This window comes from Rhodococcus gannanensis (assembly GCF_042681175.1).
Classification (GTDB): Bacteria; Actinomycetota; Actinomycetes; order Mycobacteriales; family Mycobacteriaceae; genus Rhodococcus_G; species Rhodococcus_G gannanensis.
Map to the genome: position 1 here is coordinate 787,142 of NZ_JBHUFB010000009.1, position 23,553 is coordinate 810,694.

A 23,553-nucleotide genomic window follows, 5' to 3' on the forward strand; every position below is an offset into this window, starting at 1 on the left:
GGGTTCGTTTGTCAGTCGGCGCGCAAAAGGATCGCCCCCGACGGGACGCCGCCACCGGAGGTGACGACGGCGACGTGGGGATCGGCGACCTGCAGTCCGGGTGCCTGACCCCGGAGTTGCAGGACCGCCTCACGGAAGAAGCCGTACCCGTGGGTGCGGCCGGCGGAGAGCTGGCCGCCGTGCGGATTGAGGGGGAGCGGACCGTCGATCGCGATCCCGCGGCCGCCGTCGACGAAGTCGCTCGCACCGCCGAACTCGCAGAACCCGAGGCCCTCGAGCCACGACAGCGCGTTGAACGTGAACCCGTCGTAGAGCAGGGCCACGTCGACGTCGGCCGGGCGGAGGTCGGTGCGGCTCCACAGGTGCGCACTCGGGCCGAGAGTCTGTGGCAGGTGGGACAGCGTGCCCTGGTCCCACGAGAGGTTCTCGGTCATCTGGGTACCGACGGCCTCGACGAACACGGGTTGGTGCGGGAGGTCCGCGGCGGTGTCGACGGCCGAGACGACGACCGCGACGGCGCCGTCGACCGGTACGTCGCAGTCGTAGAGTCCGAACGGAGTGGAGACCGGCCTCGCGGAGAGGTAGTCGTCCATGGTGATCGGGTCGCGGTACACGGCCTCCGGGTTGGCCGCCGCGTTGCTGCGCGCGTTGACCGCGATCGCACCGAGCGTCGTCTTCGCGTCGCCGTAGTGGTGGAAGTAGTTCGACGCCTGGCAGGCGATCCAGTTGGCCGCGGACATCGCGCCGAACGGGTGTCGGAACTCGAACATGTCCGTGGCGCGGGTGGTTCCGGTGGCCCAGCGACCGGAGCGGACGAGTTCGGAGTACGAGGACTCCCACACGGTCCGGAAACACAACACTTGGCGGCACAGCCCGGATGCGACGGCAAGCATCGCGGCCACGATCGACCCGTTCTGTCCGGGCAGCTCGCCGCCCGCGTCGACCCAGGTCGGCCGGACCCGGAGGGCCTGTTCGACGGGCATGATCCCGCCCTCGGACATACCGCCTCCGGCCCGGCCCGGGTAGGTCGACAACCCGTCGATGTCGGCGACGGTGAGGCCGGCGTCGGCGACGGCCGCGAGGCACGCGTCCACCGTGAGGGACAACGGGTCCACCATCAGACGCCTGCCGATCCGGGACTGCCCCACACCGCTGACCACGACCCGGTCCTCGAATCGTTCGGAGCTCACCGGCGGCCGCACCCGGTGTCGAGGGTTCTCCGGTTCCGGTACCGGACCGGGTTCGTCGCCGGCCTCGGGATCGATCTCGAACAGCGGCAGCCAGATGTCGTCGTCGACCTGCTCGAACACGACCCGGACCCGGGTCCCGACCGATGCCTCGCCGGAGTCGACCCCGACGATGTTCGTCGTCAGCCGGATGTCCTGGTCCTCGACCAGCGCGACGATCGCGACCACGTACGGCGGCGGGAAGTGCGGAAGCCACTGCTGCGCATTGGTTGTCAGGCCGACGACGACCGCCCTGCCCGACACCGGCTCCAGCGGCAGCCGACGTCCACCACAGGCGGGGCACAGCACCGACTGGGGATGCGACCGCTTCCCGCAGTCCACGCAGCGGGCGATTCTGAGGACCTCGTCGGCGCCGGAGGCCCAGAAATCGGCGCTCGCCGGTGTCGGCTGCGGCAGGGGCCGGGCGGTGTCCACGGCGGAACTCACGGATGGCCTCACAGGACGTTCGGGGTGCGATGCCGGTCCCGGACCGCGATCATCGCGGCGAGCCGCCGTTCCCGGTCGGCGCGGCTGAGCAGTGAGTCGGGCACCTCGGGTTCGGCGAGTCGTGCCTGCTCCGCAGCGATCTCGCGGTCGAGGAGGTCGCCGGCGAGATCTCGGGTGAGCAGGTCCTGGTCGACCCAGTCGTCCTCGGGATGCTGTTCGATCGGTTCGTCCATGACGGTCCTGACTGGCGCGTTCGGATTCTCAGCTGCGGGGGAAGTCGAGGAGGCCGCGGGCGTTGGTCTCGACCATCCGCTCGACCTCGTCGTCGGGGACGTCGATCATGGCGTCCTGAACCTTCTTGCGGCTGTTGGGCCAGTTGGAGTCCGAGTGCGGGTAGTCGCCTTCCCAGGTGATGTTGTCGATCCCGACGGCGTACCGGTTCGCGATGCCGAAGTCGTCCTCGATGAAGCACCCGAAGAGGTGTTTGGCGAACAGCTCGGACGGACGGACGGACTGGTTGATGTTCTGGTAGAAGCGGTGTTTCGCCCACACGGCGTCCATCCGTTCGAGCATGTAGGGAACCCAGCCGATGCCGCCCTCGGAGAGCATCACCTTCAGCGTGGGGTGGCGGTGGAACACCGGCGAGAACAACAGGTCGGCGGTCGCGTACATCGAGTTGCAGCCGAACAGCGCGGTCATCACGGCCATCGGGGCCTCGGGTGCGGTCAGCGGAGGCTTGCCGGAGGTGCCGAAGTGGACGGTCAGCGGAACCCCGACCTCTTCGACGGCCGAGAAGAACGGGTCCCAGTGGTCGGTGTGGAACGACGGCAGTCCGAGCGGCACCGGGTTCTCCGGGAACGAGATCGCCTTGGCGCCCTTCGCTGCGGTCCGGTGAACCTCCTTGACGCACTCCTCCACCGACCACAGCGGCATGATGACGAGGGGGATCAGCCGGTCGGGGGCCGTGGCGCACCACTCGTCGATGTGGAAGTCGTTCCAGGCCTTGACTGACAGCAGGGCGAGCTCCCGGTCGTCACCCTCGAGGAAGACCGTGCCCGCGAACCGGGGGAACGACGGAAACGACAGGCCGGCCTGCACGCCGTCGATGTCCATGTCCAGCACCCGGGCCTTCGGGTCGAAGCATCCCGGGATCATGTCCTCGTAGCGGGTCGGCTCCGCGCCGTACTCCTCGGGCTTCTTGCCCGCCACCGCGTTCAGGCCGATGTACGGGTAGATCCGACCCTCGTAGGTCCACACCTCCGCGATCTTGGTGCCTGCCTTGCCGTGGGCGTTGTCGCCGGCGTGGATCGAGCGGGGCATCTCCTTCTCGATGATCCGGGGCCCGGTCTCGAGGAACTTCTTCGGCAGCCGATCCGACCAGAGCCGTGGATGCTCGATCAGGTGATCGTCGGTGGAAATCAGATGCATGTGGTTCTGGAGCGGCATTCGTCCTCCTGGGATACCCGCGACCCATCCGGCAAAACGGTTACTTGTTTAACCATGTGGAGCCTAGCAGCGAAAGTCGTCAGGGTCACTGCTGCGTTCCATTCAGTGGTTTCGCCGACGGTCGCGGCAATCCGGATGGCGCAGACGATTGTCGCCTGGGAACCCACATGCTATGACTAGTAAACTTAGTTATTTTTGTACGAGTGCGGAGTCGATCGGGCGAGGGCTCGGAGTCGTGGAACCGCCGAGCAGGAGGAGGAAGCGATGTCGGAGCCCGAGATCGGGTTCATCGGCGCCGGGCAGATCGGCGAACCGATGGTCGAGCAGTTGCTCGCCGCGGGGCGTCGCGTCGTGGTGTACGCCCGCCGCGAGGAGGTTCGGACGCGCCTCGCCGAGCGCGGTGTGATCGTCGTCGGCACGCCGGAGGAGCTCGCCGCCGCGAGGGTCGTGATCACCTGCCTGTTCACCGACGACCAGGTTCTGGAGTACTGCACGCCGATCGTCGAGAAGATGAGTGCCGGTGCTGTTTTCGTCTCCCACACGACCGGAAGTCCGGTCACGATCCGCCGACTCGCCGACACCGGGTCCGCGGTCGGGGTCTCGGTCGTGGAGGCTCCGTTCAGTGGCACCCCCGAAGCGGTTCGCGCCGGCCGGCTGACGGTTCTGCTCGCCGGCGCGGACGCTGCGGTCGACATCGCGGCGGATGCGGTGTCCGCCTACTCGGCGAACCCGCAGCGGACCGGCGGTCCGGGGACGGCGCTGGCGGCAAAACTGTTGAACAACACATTGTTTGCGGCGCACACTCAGCTCGCGCTGGCCGCGCTGGAGGCAGGCGCCTCCCTCGGGATCTCGGAGCACACCCTCCTCGATGTCCTCGGGGTCAGCAGCGGGGGCAGTGCCGCGGCCGACTACATCGCGGGTTCGGGCCAGGAGGCGCGCACGTACGCCGACCAACTCCTCCGGTACCTGCAGAAGGACCTGGCGTCGGTCCGGGCCGTCGCGGCGGATCTGGACGTCGACATCGCGAGTCTGATGGCCGCGGCGGAGCGGGGACCGATGGCGCTGACCGACCCGTCGCACGGAACGGTCAATTAGTTGACTGATTAAAGGTGGTGTGTGACATCGCGGTAGGGTGGTCGGTGTGGTGCGGCGCGCCCACGGCGGCGTATCGCCGATGACGGCCGAGGCAGCCGCCGATCGCCCACGAACGAGTGTGGTGGCCGAAGGCCGGAAGGGATCTGCGACGGTGCATCCGAAGTTCGGCGGCGGGGCCGCGACGGTACGTGCCCCGAAGGTGTCCGAACAAATAGCGGACAGCCTGCGCAGCAGGATCGTTCGGGGGGACATCCCCGCGGGCGAGATGCTCCCACCCGAGAAGCAGATGGTCGAGGATCTCGGGGTCTCACGACCGACCCTCCGGGAGGCCTTCCGGATTCTCGAGAGCGAGGGACTGATCACGGTCCTGACCGGCGCCCGTGGCGGACCTCGGGTCCGACTGCCCGATCTCGGTGTCGCCGCACGGCACATCGGCCTCTACCTCCAGACACAGGGCACGACACTTGCGGACCTGCTCGAGGCGCGTGCCGAGTTCGGCGCGGTGTGCGTCCGATTCCTCGCGGAGCGCTGCACCGAGGAGGGCCTCGCCGCCCTGGGCGACTGTGTACGGGCCCAACGTGAGATCTGGGAGGCCGGAGTCGAGTCGGGCGCGGACTTCGCCCGCTGGGTCGCGTTGACCGGCGAGTTCCACAATCTCGTTGCGCTGCACTGCGGCAACAAGACCCTCGAGACGCAGGCCAAGGCGTTGTCCGAGGTGCTCGGCGCGTCGCGTGCCGTCAGCCTTCGTCGCAAGGGTGACCCGGGTGCCTTCACCGACACGTCGTACATCCCCGGCACCATCGACGACTACGAGGAACTGGTCCGGCTGGTCGCGGCCCGCGACGCCGACGGTGCGGAGAAGCACTGGCGGGCGCACCTGCGGAGCGCATCCGAGATCGTGTTCCGCAACAGAGAACCGGATTCGGTCATCCGCCTCTACGAGTGAGCGCGGCGAACCGGCGACAGCGATTGGGGTGCAACAGTATTCACGTGGACGATGTCCCGGTCGACTTCCGCGCCCGGAAGACCGTCATCGGATTCCACACACCCTTCCTGGATCGTGTCAGTGGATAGCAGGCGAATCCGATCAGCGCAGCACTGAAATGCCCGACATCGGTGAACGTCTGGTTCGTCAGCACGGGGATCAGGAAGAACACCACCACCCCGGCCGCGTAGACGTACCGCCACGGTCGCGCGATCCGGTACGTCAGGACGGCGACGACCCCGGCCAGGGCGTAGCTGACGCCCACATCGAGTGTGAACGTCGCGGCGGCGGGTGCGTCATCGTGCTCGATCGCCCAGTAGAGGACGCCCTCGCTGAGGTAGGTGGCGCCGACGTGCGCGAGCACGCACACCGTCACCCAACGCAGCGTCCCGAGCCAGCGTTCGGCCGGTACGTGGAAGATGTTGTACAGGAGCGCGTAGGTGATCCACGGGCCGCCTGCGAGCCAGAACGCGCTGCTCACCAGGACCCGGATCGGGTCCTCGCGGAGGTGGTGCAGGTTCGTCGACCTGTTGCCGAGTACGAACTGCAGCTCGTGGGGGGACAGGTGCCGGGCGATGATCGTCGTCACCAGTAGGATCGCCAACCAGATGAACGTTCCCGGTGCGCACCGAACGTACGTCCACACCGCGGACGCCCACAGGTGAAACCGGTCCCGGACACCCATGAACACCAGTGTGGCCCCGAACCGGTCGTCCGTCATCCTCGTCGTTGTCTCGCCGACCCGGGGGTACTCGCCGCTATCGTGGACGGACGCCGGAACCGGGAAAGGACAGCGGATGGAAGGCACCCTCGTGCGCTGGTACGTGCGGCGCGATCGGCGCTGCGATGTCGTGGGTGCCTGGCTCGGGGTCGCCCGCGAGCACCTTCCCGACGCCGTACCGCACACCTACGGCACGACCGAACCTCTGCGTGAACGTTTTGTCGCAGGCGGAGAGCAGACGCTGCGGTCGGCGCACGCCACCGCAGCCGACTTCCTCTTCCTCTCCGGTGGACCGTCGGTTCCGGATGCCGCGCTCGCCGCGCCAGTGCGGGGGTTGTCCGGCCGGGTCGGCGCGCACGTCCTGCACACGTCGCGCTCACCGGGCGACCCCGCGGTGCGTGCCTTCGCGCTCGAGTTCGCGTGCCGCGTGCCCACGATCTACGTCTCGGCGTCGGCCGAGTCGGCCCACACGTCGGACACGGCCGAAGTGTTCCCCGAGCGCACTGCCGAGCCGGAGCCGTACCTCGCGCCGCTGGGCCGGTGGCTGGGATTGCCTCCCGCACCGCCGGTCTGGTGCTGGTTCGGCAGTGCCTACGCGTCGTCGCTGCGCCGGAGCTCCCTGGTGACACGCCCGTACGGGCCGGGGCTGTGCTGGGACGGTGATCTCGCGGGTCCGTGGGTTCCCGAGCGACTGCGCGCCCGCCTCGACGAGCTCGAGCCTCGGCGACGTCGGGCACGGCGCGTCCCGTGCGGAGTGCGGTGATGTGGTGTGCACCTGCGGACATCTGTCCACGCAGTGTGCGAGTCCGGTTGGCTTCGCCGACGGCCGCTGGGACCCCGAAGACTCGAAAACCTCAGCGTCGTACACCCAGGTGTGGAGAGACCTTCCTGGTCTGACCGACATGCGGATCGGACAGATGCCGGCCCTGCGTTCGGTTCATCGTGTGAATCCCAGCCGGAAGGTGTCCAGCTTCTGGGTGCCCTGTGGGGCCGCCGCCATCATTTCCAGGTCGGTGGGGGACGCTACGCCGAACTTCCGCAATGCCGCTGTGGTCTCCGCGGCGATCCGGCGGCCCGATTCCATTACGGGTGGGTACGACCGCTCGAACGGCTCAGCTCCCGGCAGATGAATTTCCAGACCCGCACCTTCGTCGGCGAACCAACCCCGAATGAAGGTTTCGGGCTCCTCGGGCACCCGAAATCCCCACACAACCGCGGTCGCATACGGAGCGAGAAACGGCAGGTCATGAGCGAGCGACGGGAACAATTTAGCGATGTAGTCGTCGAGCATCGCCCACGTCTCCGCGCGCCGTTCCGGGACCCACCAATCCCGGGTCCCGAAGCGAACCCCGTCGGCGCCAGTGGTCACCCGCCAACTCTCCTCCGGGTTCCAGTCGTCACCCCACTTCCACTCCCAGTACTCCAAACCCTCGACGGCTTCGGTCGGTGTTGCGGTGAAGCTCAGCCCATTGCCGGAGTTCGACAGCGTGTAGGTGACGTTCGCACCACGCCAGATCGCCTCCGCGCCAGGACCTCCGACGACAGGCGGTGGACCGAGCAACTCGACGCACAACCGGAGTGCGGCAGCGTAGGCCTCCGGCCTGACTCGCCACCACAGCGACTGGCGCAGAGTCAGTCGCCAGTACTTTCCGAAACCCCACCGGTCGGGATCCATGTAGTCCTCGGTCTGACTGGCATGCAACGAGGCCCGCACCGCGTCCCCATTCAGTTCGGCTACCAGATCCTCTCGGAACAGGCGTCTTTCACTAATGTCGATCGGCCACCCAACCGCCTCGAACAACGGATCCAGATCGGATCGGGACCACGACCCCACGTGCGCGTTCACGATGTGCGGTAGCACGGCGAGGAACGGCGCAAAATCAGTGCGCTGCTCATCCCGTTCCTGCCATGCCCGAAGTGCTGTTTCACTCGACCTGTGCGCATCAGGGCTGATCAGGCGGAAGTGCACGCGGTCCGTGTCACGGTGCAGTTCGACAACCACCTGCGGCAACACCCAGACAAGAACTCCCTCGACGATGCTGGGGTCAGGCTCGCCCCAAGCCTCGATCAGCTCCGTACGAAGTGCAGCGGACCCCGTCCGCAACGCGTCGCGCTCCGCATCGTCGACCGAGTGGAGGGGGATACGTGCGATATCAACCATCACGACAGCGATTTTGTTGCTCGTCTCGGAGTACAACTCCGAGCCATGCCACTTCGAACCACGCAACTCGATCGGGGCGAGCAGGCTCTGCAACTGCTCGACATCGCCGGCCGACCACGACCATTCGAATCGCTCCACCTCCCGCGCTACTCGCATCGCTTCAGCAACATCAAATACCGGCGATTCGCTCACGCGGCGGGACGTTACCATCGGCCGCCGACACCCTGACCATGCATGGAAGGACCCCCGCACACTCACCGCATCAGCTGGTGGCACTCTCCTCGTCGGCCGCCCGTCCCGCGCGGTCGGGGTAGGTGTTGGTGAAGTGAATCATCCACGCGATCAGACAGATCGGGACCGCCCAGTTGAGAACGAAGTCGATCAGGTAGGGACTGTCGGTGTCCGTGGCGTTGGCGTCGATGGCGGTCACGAGCACCGCGGCGGCGCCCATCACCGCGATGGCCACACCCCACGCCGCGGACAGCACCAGGTTGATGCGCCGGAACAGAGGTGAGTCCCAGTACTCGCGCGGTGTGGTCTTCTTCGCGTACTCCGCGGTGAAGGGCCGGGTGGACGCCGTGGCGAGAAGGATCGCGCCGAGCAGCACGCCGACCAGCGGTCGGCCCCACTCGTACAACCACTGGTCGATCCGGTGGTCGCCGGCGAAGCCGACCACTGCGATGACGCCGAAGATGATCAGCGAGTAGACGTCCAACTGGGTCGGCAGGTCCTTGTTCCGTCCCCGGACGAGGAAGACAAGGCTGAGGGCAGCCGCGAACAGTGCGCTCCAGGCGACTCCGTCGGCGGACAGGCGTTGGGCGACGAACGTGAACGCGATCCAGGGGAGGAAGCCGGCGAAGATCGACAGCGGATTCAGATTCTTGGGCGGGGAGTCGGCCATGACGGAAAGACCTTTCGGGTGAGAGAGTTGTGGCGGGATGGGACGATTCGCGTCACCGCGGCAGGACGGTGCCGAGCCAGCCGAACATGCGGGCGTCGGTCAGTTGTCGAGCCATGGGCTGGCAGTGGAAGTTGGCGCCCTCGGCGGCGGTGAAGCGGGACAGTTCCGTGGGGCCACTCACGCCGGCCGCCAATTCCTCGGACTGACCGGGCCAGAACTGCTCGTCCTCCGGATCGGCGAGGAACAACGGCGTGGTGATCCGGGTGGCCTCGTCGTCGGTGAGGGTGTACCGGTGCACCTCGGTGAGGGTGTCGAAGTAGCTGTCCTTCGCGTAGGGGCGGGCACGGAACTTCCACGTCCGTGCAGTGGCGCGGGAGAACTTCATGCCCAGCGCCATGTCCCGGTCGAAGGCGTCCTTCTTGCCCTCACGGAACAGCTTCAGCAGGCTCGACGGGAGGTTCTTGTTCCACGACGCCGCCACATCGACCACACCCGGATCTGCTATCGCTGCGGCGAACCGGTGCTCGTACGCCAGCGCCCGCGCGATCCAGTAGCCGCCCTGGCTGATTCCGTACAGCGCGAGCCGGTCACCGTCGACGTCGGCGCGCTGCAGCAGGAAGTCGACGACCGGGGTGAGCACCGCTTCCCAGTCCGGGCGGAAGCCGATACCGCGCTCGAACAGCAACGACTGCTGCCCCGGACCGTCGAAGATCAGCACGTTGTACCCGCGGGCGAGGGCGCCGGCGGCGCCGGTGTTCCACAGTCCGCTGGTCGCGCCGTCGCTGCCGTTGACCATGACGAGGGTACGGCGAGTCGCCGATTCCGGCGACGGCCGGAAGAACCAGCCCGGCATCGTGTCCCCTTCGTACGGGATCTCGACCCGTTCCACCACCCGATCGGTGGTGTCGACGAATCCCTCCCAGCTCGACCGCTGCAGCCGGAAGGTCGGGACCAGCAGGTCGTCCGATTCCAGTCCGCTCACTGCGTTCACCGCGACACCGAAGTACGTCGAGGCCCTCAGGTAGGCGGCCGATGCGCTCACCGAATCTCCGGCCTTCGCCGCGTCGTCGGCGAGTGCGCGGACGCGGCTGCCGGTGTCGTGCCAGGCCTGGAACCAGTGTTCGTGGTCTCCCTCGGCGACACCGTCGATGGTCGCCAGCACCTCACCGGCGTCGGTGTTCCCGTGCGACGCGGCGCCGAGCAGTCCGCGCACCTCGTAGTCGAAGTCGTCGCTCTTGTAGAAACCCTTGCTGAACGCCCGGTGCGGGCGCGGCGAGAAGAACTCGGTCATGATCGGATCCCTTCGCGGATGGTGGTCGCTGGTCGTCAGGGCACCGGGGTGGGTGCCAGGTCGTTGCCCGGACCCACGACCCCGCAGTTCGAGGTGGGCGTGGCACCGGCGAACCGGTCGGTGAAGAACTGCGCCGCCTGCGCCTGGAAAGGCAGGAACGCCTCGCTGTGCGACATGCGGTCGTACTGCGCATATGTGACCGCAACGCCGCGCTCGCAGTACTCGTGTGCGAGACCTTCGACGTCGGCGGTGACCATCACCGAGTCACCGGTGCCGTCGACGTCACCGACGGCCAGCAGCATCGGAACCCGCGGCGTGCCCGCGGTGCCCATGATGTTGTCGTTGATCGACTCCACAACCGACGGCACGTCAAGTAGGGAGGTGTACGGCGCGCGGACCATCTCCCCGTCGGTCAGACCCGGGTACTTGGACGCGAAGGCGTTGATGCACTGCGAACTGACGGTGTCGACGATCTGCTGCCCGTACTCGGACAAGAACGCGCTCGTGTCGAGGTCGTAGGCGCGCTGGTAGGAGACGATCAACGCCGGGATCACACCGGCCCAGTGGGTGCTGCCACTGACGTAGGGCAGGTTGTGCGCCAGGTTCACCGGCAACCCACCGGCCGCCGCACCGACGACGTTCAGCTCCGGCGCGTAGGACGGCGCGACCTCCGCGCCCCACTGGGTGGGCACCGAACCGCCCGAGTAGCCGGCGAGACCGACCGGCGTCGACGCGGGCAGCCCCAGGACGGTTTCTGCTGCCCGGACGCCGTCCAGGGCCGCATACGCTGACTGCCGCCCGATCGTCCACTCCAGATCGGGTCCCTCGTAATCCGGAACCACGACCGTGAATCCGGCCGCCAGATACCCCGTGATCACGCCCTGCTCGAACGTGCCCGCCTGGCTGTAGGCACCGTTCCCGGTGAGGGTGTACGACGGATCGCATTCGGATCCGAGCGCGTCGTACGCCATGTGATACGAGATCAGCTTCGCCGGACCGGGCACCAGCGGACGCAGGATCGTCGCGACCGTCGTTGTCGGACGGTCGAACTGGTCGGTGGTCCGGTACAGCACCTGAGTGCTGGTGATCGGGGTTGCGAGCTGGTGGAACCCGTACGGCATCGTCCGGGTGTCGAGCACCGCCCCCGGAGCGTGCCCCTCCAGAGATCCGTCATACGTGTAGAACGGGTCGACCGACGGTAGCGGAACCACCGGCGGTGCGGCCGACTGCGCGCTCGCGGTGCCCGCAGCGGACACCGCCGCTGTGGTGGCGAGGAGGGCGGTGGCACACACCGCGATGGCGCGGATCGATCTGGCGGAGAGGGGGACTGGGATCATCGCTGGAAACCTCACTCGGGTTGTGCCGACAGGTCAGTGAATGATGTTGTGCGGAACGAGATCACCGATGTTCAGGGGCGGTAGTAGGCGGACACCGATCATGACGGCGTCGCAGACCGGTGCGGTGGGTGCTCCGGTCGTGCACACGTAGTTGCCGAGCTTGTCCCAGCTCTCGCAGTATCCCTCGAAACAGTAGGTCAACCCGTCGTGCGACACGCTCCACGGAGGTCCGCTCGGCTTCGGCTTGTCGACGTGGTCGGCGGATGCCGTACCCGCGGCACCGAGCACCGCAGCGGCGGCGACACCGGTCACGGTGAGCGCTCGAAGTGTGTTCTTCTTCATGTGGATTCCCTTCTCGGATGGATCGGATCGGTTCGAACGGGTGGAGCGGGGAGGTTGCGGTGTCTCATGTCGAGGACCGGCCGGCCCGGTTGGTGGCGTGCTCGGTGTAGCGGCAGGCGATCAGGACCGACACGACGGGAAGAAGCCAGGCGAGGGAGAGCGTCAGGTATTGCCCCGACTCGTCGGCCGGGCCGCGCGTGACGGCGGTCGCGGCCGTCACACCCGCCGCCGCCACTGCTGTGCAGCCGGACCACACGAGGCTGAGCCGTCGGTTGATCGTGTGCAGGTGGGGCGACCGCCAGTAACTCTCCGGCAACGACCGGCGGGCATGCCGCTCGGTGAACGGCACCGTGACCAGCGACGCCACCATCACCGCAGTGAGCGCCCACAGCGTCACAGCGGGGGCGTACACCCGGAACCAGTCCTGCATCGAGGTGGTGCCGACGACAGCGGCGAGGGTGAGGACGGTGAACGTCGGTATCGCAGCGGCCTCGAGCACCGTCGCGCACGAGCGGGATCGTGCCCACAGTGTCAGGGCGACTGCGACCACGGTCGCGATGGTTCCCGCGTACGCGAACGCCCCGTCGCCCGGGAGGCGGGGCATCGCCAGGAAAAGCGCCCACGGGGCGAAGCCCATGGCCAGTCCGGGCATGCGCACGATGAGCTCCTCTCCGAGGGTGTCGCTGCGTCGCTCGCCTCCGATCCTGCGGGTCCGGGTGGTGGCGAACATCAGCGCCAACACGTAGCTATTGCTGCCATCGACGTCTCGTCCCGCTGCGGTCCGTGCAACCGTCAACTACTCTTCGCTGCATGCACTCGCCGCTCCTCGGGGCCCGACGAGCGGCGATCGACGACATCGCGGCGGCGCTGAAGCTCGCCGCCGACGGGGTCGGGCCCAGCACCCTGGTCCTGACCGCGGGCCCAGGCAGCGGAAAGACCCACACCCTGCGTGAACTCGTCACCACCGTCAACCTCGCCACTCGTTGGGCCACCGCGGACGAGCTGTCCTGGCGTCAGCCGTATGCGGTGGCGTCGACGCTGCTGGGCGTAGAGCTCCCTGCGACGGTGCCCGCCCGGTACGGGGACAGGCTGGACGAAGCACTCGACTCGCTGTCCGCACGGGAGCCGCACGTCCTGGTGATCGACGATGCGCACAACGCCGACGCGGGGAGTCTGGAGTTCCTCGGTCGGCTCGCCGCCGCCGCAACAGACCTGCCGGTGGTGGTCCTCGTCGCCCGCCGGCACCTTCCTGCTCGAGAGCTGTTGGCGCGCTTGGTCTCCCGTCGGTCCTCTCGGGAGTGGCAGCTCCCGCCCATGGATCCCGCCGACCTGGAGGTGCTCGCACACGACCTGCTCGGGGCGTGGCCCGACGACCGGCTGTCCGGCCTGCTCGCCGGCTGCGGAGGCAACCCGATGCACGCCCGTGCGCTGATCGACGATCTGCGCTCGCAAGGGGACATTGTCGTCACGGGCGACAGGGCCACCACCAGAGGTGTCGACACGTCGGCGCCGACGGCTTCGCTTCACGCCGTCATCCGGGACCAGCTCGCGCTGCTCGACGACACTTCGCGCGCGCTGGTGCAGAAGCTCGCGGTGTGGGGTGGGGCCGCGACGTTGAACGACCTCGCCGCCCTCGACGACGTTCCGCCGTCGGCGCTCGTCGGCGCCGCACAGACCGCCATCGACAGCGGCGTTCTCACCTCCTCGGATGACGGCGCCATGGTCTTCACGCACGACGTGTACGCCGATGTCGCCTACGGCGGACTCGATCCGGCGCTGCGCAGCGTCCTGCACGCGGCGATCGCACGCAGCCACGAGGCGGCAGGCAACCATCAGTTGGTCGCTCACCACCTGATGGAGGCAGGCGTGGGTGACAGCGTCGCCGCGGTCACCCGGGCACAGGAGGAGTTGGAGCACGTTCCGGCGGTCGTCGTCGACCTTCTCGACACCGCAGCGAGGAAGGCATCGACCACAGGATCGTCCGTGCGGACACTCGAACTCGATCTCGCCACGGCTCTCGCCCGCTCGGGTCAGCTCGCCCGCGCAGCCGACGTCGCGAAGCAGGGACTGACGAACGCGGCGGATCTGGACACCGTCGCCCGGCTGCACCGCATCCTGCTGTTCACGTTGATCGCGCAGGGCCGATCCGCGGAGGTGCTCGAACTGACGGACGCGACGCTGCAGCTGCCCGTCGACCCCCTGACCAGGGTGGCGTTGCTCGATGTCCGGCGCTACGTCGCGATCCTCGGAGGATCCGCGCCGATCTCCCGTGAACCGTTCGCCCTCTCGGAGGCGGCCACCCCGAGCGAGCTGGTGACCGAGTCGCTACGTAGGTTCCTCGCCGGGGACGGGGCCGGTGGTCTGGAACTCGCACTGGAGGCCTCACGTCGTGAAGGCGAGGCAGGAGACGGCCCGGTGCTCAGCACCTCCGCCGATGTCTGGCCGCCGTTCATCGAGCATTACGTTCACGGCCCCGTGGCCGCGGAGGCGCTGCTGGACAGGGCGACCCGACTACGTACCGATCGCGGGGCCGCGTGGATGACGGCGTATCACGACTTCGTCCGCGGCGGTGTGGCGATGTCGCAGGGTCGGCTCGACGATGCCACAGCGTCGTTCGATTCAGGTCTCGAGCGCGCCGCCGACGCCGGACTGGGATGGACGTCGATCGCCGAAGGATCCCGAGCGATGATCGACGTTCTTCGAGGAAACTTCTCTTCCGCCACAACGAGATTGGAGAGTTTCGCCGAATCGGGTGCGCTCAACCAGTTCGGTCTGCCGGTTCCGGCGCAGGCCGAGATGCTCCTGCTCGAGGCGCAGCGCAAACTGAGACCGGCGGCGGCACTGGCGTCCGAGGTCTGTTACACGGCAACAGGCCTCGGGCTGTACGGCTGGTTTCCGTCGCTCGCCGTCGACTGTGCCCGTATCGCCCACCGCACCGCGGACGACGCTCTCGCTGATCAGATAATTGCGGGGCTCGCCGAGATGCCCGAGCCGGCACCCGAGGCTCGTCTCGGTCCGATCGCGCTGGCCCGCGCACTGTGCTCGGGTGATCCGGAGCGGATCGGCGTGGCGTCGACCGACTGCGCCAGAGCGGCACACGACCTGGGTGATGCCCTGACCGAGGCGGCCGGCTGGGAGGAGGCTGCCTGTGCCGCGATCGCTGTCGGCGACAAGTCCACGGCACGTGACCACTCTCGTTCGGCGCTCGTCATCACCCAGAACATGGGTGCCTCGGCGTTGTCCACGAGGATCACGTCGCGGTTGCGGGCGCTGGGCCTGCGACTGGACCCGCGCGCGGTGCGGGATCGGCCGCGCACCGGCTGGGACAGCCTCACCCGCACCGAGGTGACCATCGCCGAGCTTGTCGCAGCAGGTCTCAACGGGGCCGAGATCGCCCAGAAGTTGTACATCTCCCAGCGCACCGTACAGACCCACGTGTCCCATGCACTGGCCAAGATGGGGTTGCGCACCCGCGTCGAGCTCGCCGCTGCCGTTGCCCGCAGAGACCCCGAGCCGGCCCTCTGACGTCAGTCCTCGGGCAGGACGACGCCCAGTTCCGCGGCGCGTGCCGCGACCTCCTCGGGGAACACGTTGCGGAACAGGTACAGGTCGGTGCCCATCACCCAGCCGGGTGCCATCCGCGTCGCGTACCGCTCGAAGTAGCCGAGTTGTTTCCCGAACAGCACCAGTTCCTCGGGGCTCGCGACACCCCACTGTCGGCCGATCGTGACGAGCGCGCCGATCAGGGAGCTCAGCTTCAGCTCACCGAGGTCGTTCGCGAAGACCGGCGCCAGGACCGAACCGACCTGGGCGCCGATCTCCGCGTCGGAGGCGTCGAGCTCGGCGGTGTAACCGAGCGAACGGATACCGCGCGCGACGGCGGAGTAGTCGCCGTCGAGCAGCGTCGCGTGGAACATGTTGCGCAGGATCTCCCGCCACACCTCCGGCAGTTCCCCGACGATGCCGAAGTCGAGGAGCGCGACGCGGCCGTCGTCGAGCAGCCACAGGTTGCCCGCGTGCACGTCACCGTGGAACGGGCCGTGGATGGTGATCGCCTCGATCCACGCCTTCACACCGCGTCGGATCAGCAGTCGGGTGTCGATGCCGGCGTCCGCACCGGGGGATCCGGGCTCGATCCTGTCGAACGGGATGCCGTGCATCCGTTCCATGCAGATGACGCGCGGCCCGCAGTACGGCCAGTACACCTCGGGCGCGGTGACGCCGTTGTTGTCGCCGAACGCGCCGAGCGCGTCCCGGAACCGGGTCTGGCGGTCCGCTTCGACTGCACTGTTGAGCTCGGTCATCGTCGCGTTGTGCAGGTCGCGGATGATCGCTGTGGCGTTCGCGATCCGGAAGAAGTCGTGCAGGCGTTCCAGTTGACGTGCACCCCAGTACGCGGTCCGCAGGTCAAGCAGCATGCGGTGACGGATGCCGGGCCGCTGCACCTTGATGACCGCCTCGCGGCCGTCGGGCAGGACGCAGGCGTGAACCTGGGCGACCGACGCCGCCGCCAGCGGACGGTCGTCGAACTCGGTGAACAGCTCGCCGATCGGGTGTCCGAGGTCGGCCTCGATCACCGCGCGCGCCTGGTCGGCGGGCACCGGCGGGACGTCGTCGAGGCAGCGCAGGCACGCGTTCGCGAGCGGCGGCGGGAACATCCCCGACGACGACGCCATCAACTGCCCCAGCTTCACGAACGTGGGGCCGAGGAACTCGAAGCCGTTGACGACACCCTCGGACGCGGCGTCGGCCCACCCCATGTTCCGGCGGGTCAGCGGCTTCGTGACGGTCGCGAACAGGGCGCATGCGGTGATCACGACACCGACGACCAGCGCCCGCCACAGCTGTGCGGGGCCGAACCGGTCCAGGTCGGGGATGTGGACCGTCAGCGAGTCGGCCGGCGGCCCCGACGAGTACGGGCCGATCGGGCGGGGCGGGGAGTCGTGCACCGGTCACCTCACTTCGGGTTCAGCCCGATCAGAGTAGGAGACGGACGCCGATCCGTCGATCACCCGTCGGACCCGATGCCCGGGATCGACGCGGTTGCGGTTTCGTGGCGATGTCGGGCGGGCGGCGCGTCCCGGCGGGCGGCGGGCCGTGTCGTCGGGCACGCTGTTGCGACCGGAGGAGGTGACGATGCCCGTGCGGATGGTGGCGGTGGCGGCGATCGCGACGGTGGTCGCGGCGAGTGGAGTGATCGGCGGCCCCGCGGCGGCGGCCCCGGTGGTCGGAACGGGACCGTGCGCGTCCGACCCGCCGGTGGAGCACGAGTCGATCATCCCGGAGAAGCTGGACATTCCGATCCCCTATCCGTGGATCGAGCCGGTGCCCTTCCCCGCACCCGAACCGGCACCGGTCCGCATCACCCCGGAGCCGCTACCCGCGGACCCGTGCCAGAGCCCGTGTCCGGACCTCACCGACGTGCCCGACCCGATCGGCGGACTGTCCTCGCAGATCGGCATCCCGGAGATCGGACTGGAGTTCAACCCGTTCGTGTTCGGGATCCCGGTCCCCGGCCCCGACCAGGAGACCCCGCCGCCGCCCGAGCCGGCCGACCCCGACGTCGAGCCAGGACCGACCGCGCCGAAGCGGCCGACCCCGGAGCTCGGTGAGGTCGGCATGGTCGCGAAGGTGACCGGTGCGAGCTCGACCAACCGCACCGACAAGCGATGGCAGGTCAACGGCACCGACCTCGGGATCATGTGGGAGTCCCGGCCCGGTGAGGTGGCCGTCGCGTTCGGCGACACCGTCGGGCGAGGCTTCCATCCGCCCGGTGGGCAGGGTGACGACTGGCGGTCCAACGTGCTCGGCTTCAGCACCGACACCGACCTCGCCGACGGCCTCACCATCGACACCTTCGTGCAGGACAGCCGCTGCCACGCGGCGGAGGTGCTGAGCAGCCGCAAGATCGACAACGTCGAGATCACCACGATTCCCACGTCGGGTTTCGCGATCGGGTCGCGGCAGTACATGAGTTACATGTCGATCCGAACCTGGAACAGCATCCCGACGACGTGGTTCACCAACCACGGCGGTATCGCCTACTCGGACGACGGCGGGCAGACGTGGACGAAGGACCCGTACGCGCGCTGGGACAACATCTTCGGTCTCGGCCGGTTCCAGGTCGCGGCGATGGTGCCGCAGGGCGGCTACGTCTACATGTTCGGCACCCCCAACACGCGGCTCGGCGAGGTCGCGCTGGCGCGGGTCCCGGAGGGCGACGTGCTCAACAAGTCCGCGTACCAGTACTGGAGCGACGGCGAGTGGACGCCCGTCGGTGGCCCGCGCGCGGCCACCCCGATCATCCGGGGGACCGCGGGTGAACTGTCCGTCGACTACGACGAGACGCGCGGCGTCTGGCGGATCAGCTACCTCGACACCCTGCGGACCGGCATCACCCTGCGCGAGTCCGACGCACCGCAGGGCACCTGGTCGGACCCGGTGCGGATGGTCGGCGTCGAGGACTACCCCGAGTTGTACGGTGGGTTCATCCACCCGTGGTCGACCGCCGAGGACCTGTACTTCACGCTGTCGACGTGGTCGGACTACAACGTCTTCCTGATGCGCGCCGAACTGGACTGAGCGCGGCGCCCGAGTACGAGGAGTACCGCCGTGCAGCAGTGGCCTGCGGACTGGCCGCGTCCGGCGAAGGACATCGCGACGGGCACCGCGGTGGCGGTTACCGCGGCGGTGGCCGGCGAGGCCGAGGCGTTCACCGACGCGGTGGACCGGCTGCTCACTGCCGACGCCGATCAGGTCCGGTCGGTGCACTCGGCGATGGTCCGGGAACTGCTCGAGGACACCCACGCGGACGGGCTGTCGGGGGAGGCGGTGCAGGCGGTGCTCGAACGCTGCGCCCGCGCCGCCGCCCCGTGGGCGCCGAACCTCGACGTGACCGCGCTCGCCGTCGTGCTGACGGGCGCGCTCGGCCTCACCGACTACGACGAGGACACCCTGCGGGTGGGCTGGCCGGTGATCCTGCCGCACGCGCTGCTGGTGGTCGCCGATCTGGTCGCCGCCGGCAAAGCCCCGGTGGACCGGTACCTGCGTCGCGCGATCGGCGAGATCGCGCGCGCCGAGACAGTCGAGATGCCCTGACCGGGTCGGTCGAGATGCCATGACCGGGTCGGTCGAGTGACGTCCTGACCGGGTCGGTCGAGTGATGTCCTGAACCGTTAGGAAACGGCCTGCTTGACGAGGGCGCGGAGCCGCGTCTCCACCACGTCCGTCACCGCGACGACCGCGAACGACGTCGGCCACATGTCGCCGTCGTCCAGGTTGGCCTTCTCGTCGAAGTTCACCGTCGGATACCGGGTGTCGAACTTGGACTTGGGCTGCACGAACATGACGACCTTGTCGTCGGTGTCCGCGTAGGCCGGGAACCCGTAGAACGTCTTCGGTCGCAGGTCGGGAGCCTCCTCTCCGACGATCCGGTGGAAGGTCGTGGCAACTTCGCGGTCGATCCCGGCGAGTGCGTCGATCGCGTCGACGCACGCCTCGAGCTCGCGGGCCTGCTTCGCGGCACCCTTGAGGCCCTTGGTCGAGCGCAGCTCTGCGGCGCGCTGCTTCATCGCGGCCTTCTCGTCGGCGGAGAACCCTGTGTTTTCGCTGGTTGCGTTCATGACAGCCACGCTACGACGGGCCGGCCGGGGCCGCTTCTCGATTCCTGATCGGTTCGTCGGCAGAAGCGCGATGTTCCCTGATGTCACATCGGGTCACCTCACGACCCTCGATGTGACATCAGGGAACCCCCGGGGAACCGGGAACGATTGGCGGAGCGGGCGGCGTCAGCCGCCGTGCACTACGACGACCTCCGGATCCTCCTCGATCGGCCCGGTGAACTGGCTGATGTACAGGTCGCGGTAGGCGCCGCGCGCGGCGAGAAGTTCGTCGTGGGTGCCCTGCTCGACGATGTGGCCGTCTTCCATGACGACGATGACGTCGGCGTCGCGGATCGTCGAGAGCCGGTGCGCGATGACGAAACTCGTCCGGTCCGTGCGCAGGTTCGCCATGGCCTGCTGGATCAGCAGTTCGGTGCGGGTGTCGACGGAACTCGTGGCCTCGTCGAGGATCAGGATCACCGGCTTGGCGAGGAACGCGCGCGCAATCGTGATCAGCTGGCGCTCACCGGCGCTGACGCCGCCGCCCTCCTCGTCGAGCACCGTGTCGTAGCCGTCCGGCAGTGCCCGCACGAAGTGGTCGACGTGGCTCAGCTCCGCGGCCTCCATCACCTCCTCGTGCGACGCGGACGGGTCGCCGTAGGCGATGTTCTCGTAGATCGTGCCGCCGAACAGCCACGAGTCCTGCAGCACCATGCCGGTGCGTTCGCGCAGGTCGTCCCGCGTCATCGCGTGCGAGTCGACCCCGTCGACGCGGATGGTCCCGGAGTCGACGTCGTAGAACCGCATGATCAGGTTCACCAGCGTCGTCTTGCCCGCACCAGTCGGCCCGACGATCGCGACCATGTGCCCGGGTTCCGCGGAGAGCGTGAGGTTCTCGATGAGCGGCTTGTCAGGGACGTAGCGGAACGACACGTCGTCGAACTCGATCCGGCCGCAGTTCGTGTCCGGGGTCTGCGGGTGCGTCGGGTCGGAGACCTGCTCGTCGGCGTCGAGGATGTCGAAGATGCGCTCCGCGGAGGCGACACCGCTCTGCAGGAGGTTGAACATCGCACCGATCTGCGTGAGCGGCATCGTGAACTGGCGCGAGTACTGGATGAACGCCTGCACCGAGCCGAGGCTCAGCGAGCCGGACGCCACCTGCAGGCCACCCACGACGGCGATCGCCACGTAGTTGATGTTGCCGAGGAACATGATCGCCGGCTGCACCATGCCGGAGATGAACTGCGCCCGCCAGCTCGACTCGTAGAGCTTCTCGTTGCGGGCGTCGAACTCCTCCTCGACCGCGGCCTGGCGGCCGAACGCCTGCACCAGCTCGTGACCGGTGAACGCCTCCTCCACCTGTGAGTTGAGCTTGCCCGTCGACGACCACTGCGCCAGGAAGTGCGGCTTGGACCGCTTCGCGATCAGTGCCGTCGCGACGATCGCGAGAGGGACGGTGGCGAGCGAGATCAGGGCGAGCATCGGGGAGATCCAGAACATCATCGCCAGGATCGCGACCACGGTGAGCACCGAGTTCAGCAGCTGCGCGATGGTCTGCTGGAGGCTCTGCGACAGGTTGTCGAGATCGTTGGTGACGCGGCTGAGCAGGTCTCCGCGCGGGGTGGTGTCGTAGTAGCGCAGCGGCAGCCGGTGCAGTTTCGCCTCGACGTCCGCGCGCAGTCGGCGGATCGTTCCGACGACGACGATGTTCAGCAGGTAGGCGCCGATCCACGACAGCACCGACGCGCCCACGTACAGCGCGAGCACGACGAGCAGGGTGCGCCCGACGGCCGTGAAGTCCACGCCCACGCCGGGGGTGACGTCCATCGAGCTCACCATGTCGGCGAACGTGCCCTGGCCCTGCTCGTGCAGCGCCGTCACCGCCTGGTCCTTCGTGACGCCGGCCGGGAGCATGCCGCCGATGACGCCGTTGAAGACGAGGTCGGTGGCGTGCCCGAGGACGCGGGGTGCGAACGCGTTGAGAACCACCCCGACGACCGTGGCCGACAGGATGGTCACCATGAAACCGCGGTAGGTGAGCAGTAGCCGTGCGAGCCGCTTGATCGACGGGCCGAACGACCGCGCCTTCGTCTGTGAGGGGGCGCCCATCGGCCCCCGGGGGCCCGTCACGACTGTTCCTGCACGGCGAGCTGGGACTCGACGATCTCGGTGTACGTCGGGCAGGTGTCGACCAGTTCGTCGTGTCTGCCCAGCCCGACGACGTGACCGCGGTCGAGGACGACGATCTGGTCGGCGTCCATGATCGTCGACACCCGTTGCGCGACGATGATCACCGCGGACTCCCTCGTCTCGGGACGCAGCGCCGCCCGCAGCCGGGCGTCGGTGGCCAGGTCCAGCGCGGAGAACGCGTCGTCGAACAGGTACACGGCCGGCCTGCGGACGAGTGCGCGGGCGATGGCCAGGCGTTGCCGCTGCCCACCGGAGACGGTGGTGCCGCCCTGCGCGACCGGGGTGTTCAGTCCCTGCGGCATGGCGCGGACGAAGTCCTCGGCCTGCGCGATGCGGAGGGCGTCCCACACCTCGTCGTCGGTGGCGTCGGGGCGGCCGTGCCGCACGTTGGACCCGATCGTCCCGGAGAACAGGTAGGCGCGTTGCGGCACCAGCCCGATCGCGGACCGCAGCGCGGCAGGGTCGAGGTCGCGGACGTCGGTGCCGCCCACGAGCACCTGGCCGGCGGTGGCGTCGACGAGCCGGGGGACCAGGCCGATCAGGGTGGTCTTGCCGGATCCGGTGGACCCGACGATCGCGGTGGTGGTGCCCGGCTCCACCCGGAACGTCAGGCCCTCCAGGACCGGGGTGTCCGCGCCCGGGTAGCGGAACTCGGCGCCGCGGAACTCGACCCGCGCCGGATCGCCCGTGAACCCGACCGGGTCGGTGGCCTGCGCGACCGACGTCTGCGTGTCCAGGACGTCGGAGATCCGCTCGGCGCACACCGCGGCACGCGGCGCCATCATCGCGAGGAACGACGCCATCATCACCGACATCATGATCTGCATGACGTACGAGATCATCGCGGTCAGGGCCCCGATCTCGACGGTGCCGTCGGACACCTGGTGACCGCCGAACCAGATGATCGCAACGATGGTGACGTTCGAGATCAGCAGGACCGCGGGAAACATCAGCGCCATCATGCGTCCGACCCGCAGTCCGGCGTCGGCGAGAGAGTCGTTCGCGACCGCGAACCGATCGATCTCGTGCTGTTCACGCACGAACGCGCGGACCACCCGGATGCCCGTGATCTGTTCGCGCATGATCCGGTTCACGTCGTCGAGGCGCGTCTGCATCGCACGGAAGCCGGGGATCATGACGCGGATGATCATGGCCATCACGACGCCCAGGATGGGCACGGCCACCACCAGGATCCACGACAGTCCGGGTGCGACGTGCACGCCCATCGCCACGCCGCCGATGCACATGATCGGTGCCATCACCAGGATCGCGGCGCTCATGACCAGCAGCAGCTGGATCTGTTGGACGTCGTTGGTGGCGCGGGTGATCAGCGACGGCGCGCCGAACGTCCCGACCTCGCGCGCGGAGAAGCTGTTCACCCGGTGCAGGAGGTCGTGCCGGATGTCGCGGCCCACCCCGAGTGCGGCGCGGGCTCCGAAGAACTGCCCGACCACGGTGCACAGCATCTGCACGAGGGTGACGGCGAGCATCCATCCGCCGATCCTCAGGATGTATTCGGTGTCGCCCTTCGCGACGCCGTTGTCGATGATGTCGGCGTTGAGCGTCGGCAGGTACAGCATCGCGGCCGTCGCGACGAACTGCAGCGACACGATCGCGACGAGGTGGCGGCGGTACCGCGACAGATACGTTCTGACGAGTGTGGTCAGCACGACGGCCCCGGGAGGTCACGAATCCCGAGCAGTTTCTTGCGGCTAGTCACGAAGCCCCCACACCCCTGTCCGATTTGGGCGATCCACGGCCACAACGACTTCGGTGGCACGTGGACGGTCATTGCGCGAGTGTATTCCCG

20 protein-coding genes are annotated in these 23,553 nt (G+C 68.3%); 6 read left to right on the forward strand and 14 right to left on the reverse strand.

What is annotated here, in order from left to right:
• Positions 1-11: 11 nt before the first annotated feature.
• From ACFSJG_RS10430 to ACFSJG_RS10440, 3 genes are read right to left on the reverse strand one after another with little or no spacing between them, the layout of a single operon-like run.
• The gene (locus ACFSJG_RS10430) at positions 12-1,673 is read right to left on the reverse strand and encodes a thiolase C-terminal domain-containing protein (protein ID WP_378485130.1); all 1,662 of its coding nucleotides are present in this window, start codon (positions 1,671-1,673) and stop codon (positions 12-14) included.
• 8 nt (positions 1,674-1,681) lie between these two features.
• Positions 1,682-1,906, reverse strand: coding sequence for a hypothetical protein (locus ACFSJG_RS10435; RefSeq protein ID WP_378485131.1), 225 nt, complete (start codon positions 1,904-1,906; stop codon positions 1,682-1,684).
• Between the two features lie 28 nt (positions 1,907-1,934).
• The gene (locus tag ACFSJG_RS10440; RefSeq protein WP_378485132.1) at positions 1,935-3,119 is read right to left on the reverse strand and encodes an amidohydrolase family protein; all 1,185 of its coding nucleotides are present in this window, start codon (positions 3,117-3,119) and stop codon (positions 1,935-1,937) included.
• A 195-nt stretch (positions 3,120-3,314) separates the two neighbouring features.
• Here ACFSJG_RS10440 and ACFSJG_RS10445 point away from each other — a divergent pair, with 195 nt between their 5' ends.
• Entirely contained in the window at positions 3,315-4,214 is a 900-nt protein-coding gene (locus tag ACFSJG_RS10445) for an NAD(P)-dependent oxidoreductase (protein WP_378485133.1), read from the forward strand.
• Between the two features lie 151 nt (positions 4,215-4,365).
• A complete protein-coding gene (locus ACFSJG_RS10450) occupies positions 4,366-5,160 on the forward strand; it encodes a FadR/GntR family transcriptional regulator (RefSeq protein WP_378485134.1) in 795 nt (264 codons plus the stop codon).
• A 40-nt stretch (positions 5,161-5,200) separates the two neighbouring features.
• On the opposite strand, the gene ACFSJG_RS10455 is transcribed toward ACFSJG_RS10450, so the two are convergent.
• Positions 5,201-5,884, reverse strand: a complete 684-nt coding sequence (locus tag ACFSJG_RS10455; protein ID WP_378485270.1) for a rhomboid-like protein — start codon at positions 5,882-5,884, stop codon at positions 5,201-5,203.
• Between the two features lie 112 nt (positions 5,885-5,996).
• Between ACFSJG_RS10455 and ACFSJG_RS10460 the strand changes: the two genes are divergently transcribed.
• The gene (locus ACFSJG_RS10460) at positions 5,997-6,683 is read left to right on the forward strand and encodes a hypothetical protein (protein WP_378485135.1); all 687 of its coding nucleotides are present in this window, start codon (positions 5,997-5,999) and stop codon (positions 6,681-6,683) included.
• 174 nt (positions 6,684-6,857) lie between these two features.
• Here the strand turns inward: ACFSJG_RS10460 and ACFSJG_RS10465 are convergent, their stop codons facing one another.
• The 6 genes from ACFSJG_RS10465 to ACFSJG_RS10490 form a co-directional block, all read right to left on the reverse strand.
• Positions 6,858-8,273 carry a DUF6301 family protein gene (locus ACFSJG_RS10465; protein WP_378485136.1) on the reverse strand — a complete coding sequence of 472 codons (1,416 nt, stop codon included), beginning with the start codon at positions 8,271-8,273 and terminating at the stop codon, positions 6,858-6,860.
• 70 nt (positions 8,274-8,343) lie between these two features.
• The gene (locus ACFSJG_RS10470; protein WP_378485137.1) at positions 8,344-8,982 is read right to left on the reverse strand and encodes a DUF3159 domain-containing protein; all 639 of its coding nucleotides are present in this window, start codon (positions 8,980-8,982) and stop codon (positions 8,344-8,346) included.
• 52 nt (positions 8,983-9,034) lie between these two features.
• The gene (locus ACFSJG_RS10475; RefSeq protein ID WP_378485138.1) at positions 9,035-10,273 is read right to left on the reverse strand and encodes an alpha/beta hydrolase family protein; all 1,239 of its coding nucleotides are present in this window, start codon (positions 10,271-10,273) and stop codon (positions 9,035-9,037) included.
• Between the two features lie 35 nt (positions 10,274-10,308).
• Positions 10,309-11,610 carry a lipase family protein gene (locus ACFSJG_RS10480; RefSeq protein WP_378485139.1) on the reverse strand — a complete coding sequence of 434 codons (1,302 nt, stop codon included), beginning with the start codon at positions 11,608-11,610 and terminating at the stop codon, positions 10,309-10,311.
• A 33-nt stretch (positions 11,611-11,643) separates the two neighbouring features.
• On the reverse strand, positions 11,644-11,952 hold the full coding sequence (locus tag ACFSJG_RS10485) for a hypothetical protein (protein WP_378485140.1): 309 nt from the start codon (positions 11,950-11,952) through the stop codon (positions 11,644-11,646).
• 64 nt (positions 11,953-12,016) lie between these two features.
• Positions 12,017-12,694, reverse strand: coding sequence for a hypothetical protein (locus ACFSJG_RS10490; protein ID WP_378485141.1), 678 nt, complete (start codon positions 12,692-12,694; stop codon positions 12,017-12,019).
• A 68-nt stretch (positions 12,695-12,762) separates the two neighbouring features.
• Here ACFSJG_RS10490 and ACFSJG_RS10495 point away from each other — a divergent pair, with 68 nt between their 5' ends.
• Positions 12,763-15,477, forward strand: a complete 2,715-nt coding sequence (locus ACFSJG_RS10495) for a LuxR C-terminal-related transcriptional regulator (protein ID WP_378485142.1) — start codon at positions 12,763-12,765, stop codon at positions 15,475-15,477.
• Between the two features lie 2 nt (positions 15,478-15,479).
• Here the strand turns inward: ACFSJG_RS10495 and ACFSJG_RS10500 are convergent, their stop codons facing one another.
• Positions 15,480-16,901 (reverse strand): ABC1 kinase family protein, encoded by a 1,422-nt coding sequence (locus ACFSJG_RS10500; RefSeq protein ID WP_378485143.1) that lies wholly within the window; start codon positions 16,899-16,901, stop codon positions 15,480-15,482.
• A gap of 187 nt (positions 16,902-17,088) precedes the next feature.
• Between ACFSJG_RS10500 and ACFSJG_RS10505 the strand changes: the two genes are divergently transcribed.
• Both ACFSJG_RS10505 and ACFSJG_RS10510 read left to right on the forward strand, forming a co-directional pair.
• Entirely contained in the window at positions 17,089-18,534 is a 1,446-nt protein-coding gene (locus ACFSJG_RS10505; protein WP_378485144.1) for a DUF4185 domain-containing protein, read from the forward strand.
• Between the two features lie 30 nt (positions 18,535-18,564).
• Complete coding sequence (locus ACFSJG_RS10510; protein WP_378485145.1) at positions 18,565-19,050, forward strand: hypothetical protein; 486 nt, start codon at positions 18,565-18,567, stop codon at positions 19,048-19,050.
• Between the two features lie 77 nt (positions 19,051-19,127).
• Here ACFSJG_RS10510 and ACFSJG_RS10515 read toward each other — a convergent pair whose 3' ends face one another.
• The 3 genes from ACFSJG_RS10515 to ACFSJG_RS10525 form a co-directional block, all read right to left on the reverse strand.
• Positions 19,128-19,574 carry a hypothetical protein gene (locus ACFSJG_RS10515; protein WP_378485146.1) on the reverse strand — a complete coding sequence of 149 codons (447 nt, stop codon included), beginning with the start codon at positions 19,572-19,574 and terminating at the stop codon, positions 19,128-19,130.
• A gap of 165 nt (positions 19,575-19,739) precedes the next feature.
• Complete coding sequence (locus ACFSJG_RS10520) at positions 19,740-21,683, reverse strand: ABC transporter ATP-binding protein (protein WP_378485147.1); 1,944 nt, start codon at positions 21,681-21,683, stop codon at positions 19,740-19,742.
• Positions 21,680-23,413 carry an ABC transporter ATP-binding protein gene (locus ACFSJG_RS10525; protein WP_378485148.1) on the reverse strand — a complete coding sequence of 578 codons (1,734 nt, stop codon included), beginning with the start codon at positions 23,411-23,413 and terminating at the stop codon, positions 21,680-21,682. The genes ACFSJG_RS10520 and ACFSJG_RS10525 overlap by 4 nt, the downstream gene beginning before the upstream one ends.
• Positions 23,414-23,553 lie beyond the last annotated feature (140 nt).

Bases quoted from the DNA above. Each gene is read 5' to 3' on its own strand.
- ACFSJG_RS10435 (WP_378485131.1), bottom strand. From the start codon at position 1,906: ATGGACGAACCGATCGAACAGCATCCCGAGGACGACTGGGTCGACCAG.
- ACFSJG_RS10440 (WP_378485132.1), bottom strand. From the start codon at position 3,119: ATGCCGCTCCAGAACCACATGCATCTGATTTCCACCGACGATCACCTG.
- ACFSJG_RS10455 (WP_378485270.1), bottom strand. From the start codon at position 5,884: ATGGGTGTCCGGGACCGGTTTCACCTGTGGGCGTCCGCGGTGTGGACG.
- ACFSJG_RS10460 (WP_378485135.1), top strand. From the start codon at position 5,997: ATGGAAGGCACCCTCGTGCGCTGGTACGTGCGGCGCGATCGGCGCTGC.
- ACFSJG_RS10470 (WP_378485137.1), bottom strand. From the start codon at position 8,982: ATGGCCGACTCCCCGCCCAAGAATCTGAATCCGCTGTCGATCTTCGCC.
- ACFSJG_RS10475 (WP_378485138.1), bottom strand. From the start codon at position 10,273: ATGACCGAGTTCTTCTCGCCGCGCCCGCACCGGGCGTTCAGCAAGGGT.
- ACFSJG_RS10480 (WP_378485139.1), bottom strand. From the start codon at position 11,610: ATGATCCCAGTCCCCCTCTCCGCCAGATCGATCCGCGCCATCGCGGTG.
- ACFSJG_RS10485 (WP_378485140.1), bottom strand. From the start codon at position 11,952: ATGAAGAAGAACACACTTCGAGCGCTCACCGTGACCGGTGTCGCCGCC.
- ACFSJG_RS10495 (WP_378485142.1), top strand. From the start codon at position 12,763: ATGCACTCGCCGCTCCTCGGGGCCCGACGAGCGGCGATCGACGACATC.
- ACFSJG_RS10505 (WP_378485144.1), top strand. From the start codon at position 17,089: ATGCCCGTGCGGATGGTGGCGGTGGCGGCGATCGCGACGGTGGTCGCG.
- ACFSJG_RS10515 (WP_378485146.1), bottom strand. From the start codon at position 19,574: ATGAACGCAACCAGCGAAAACACAGGGTTCTCCGCCGACGAGAAGGCC.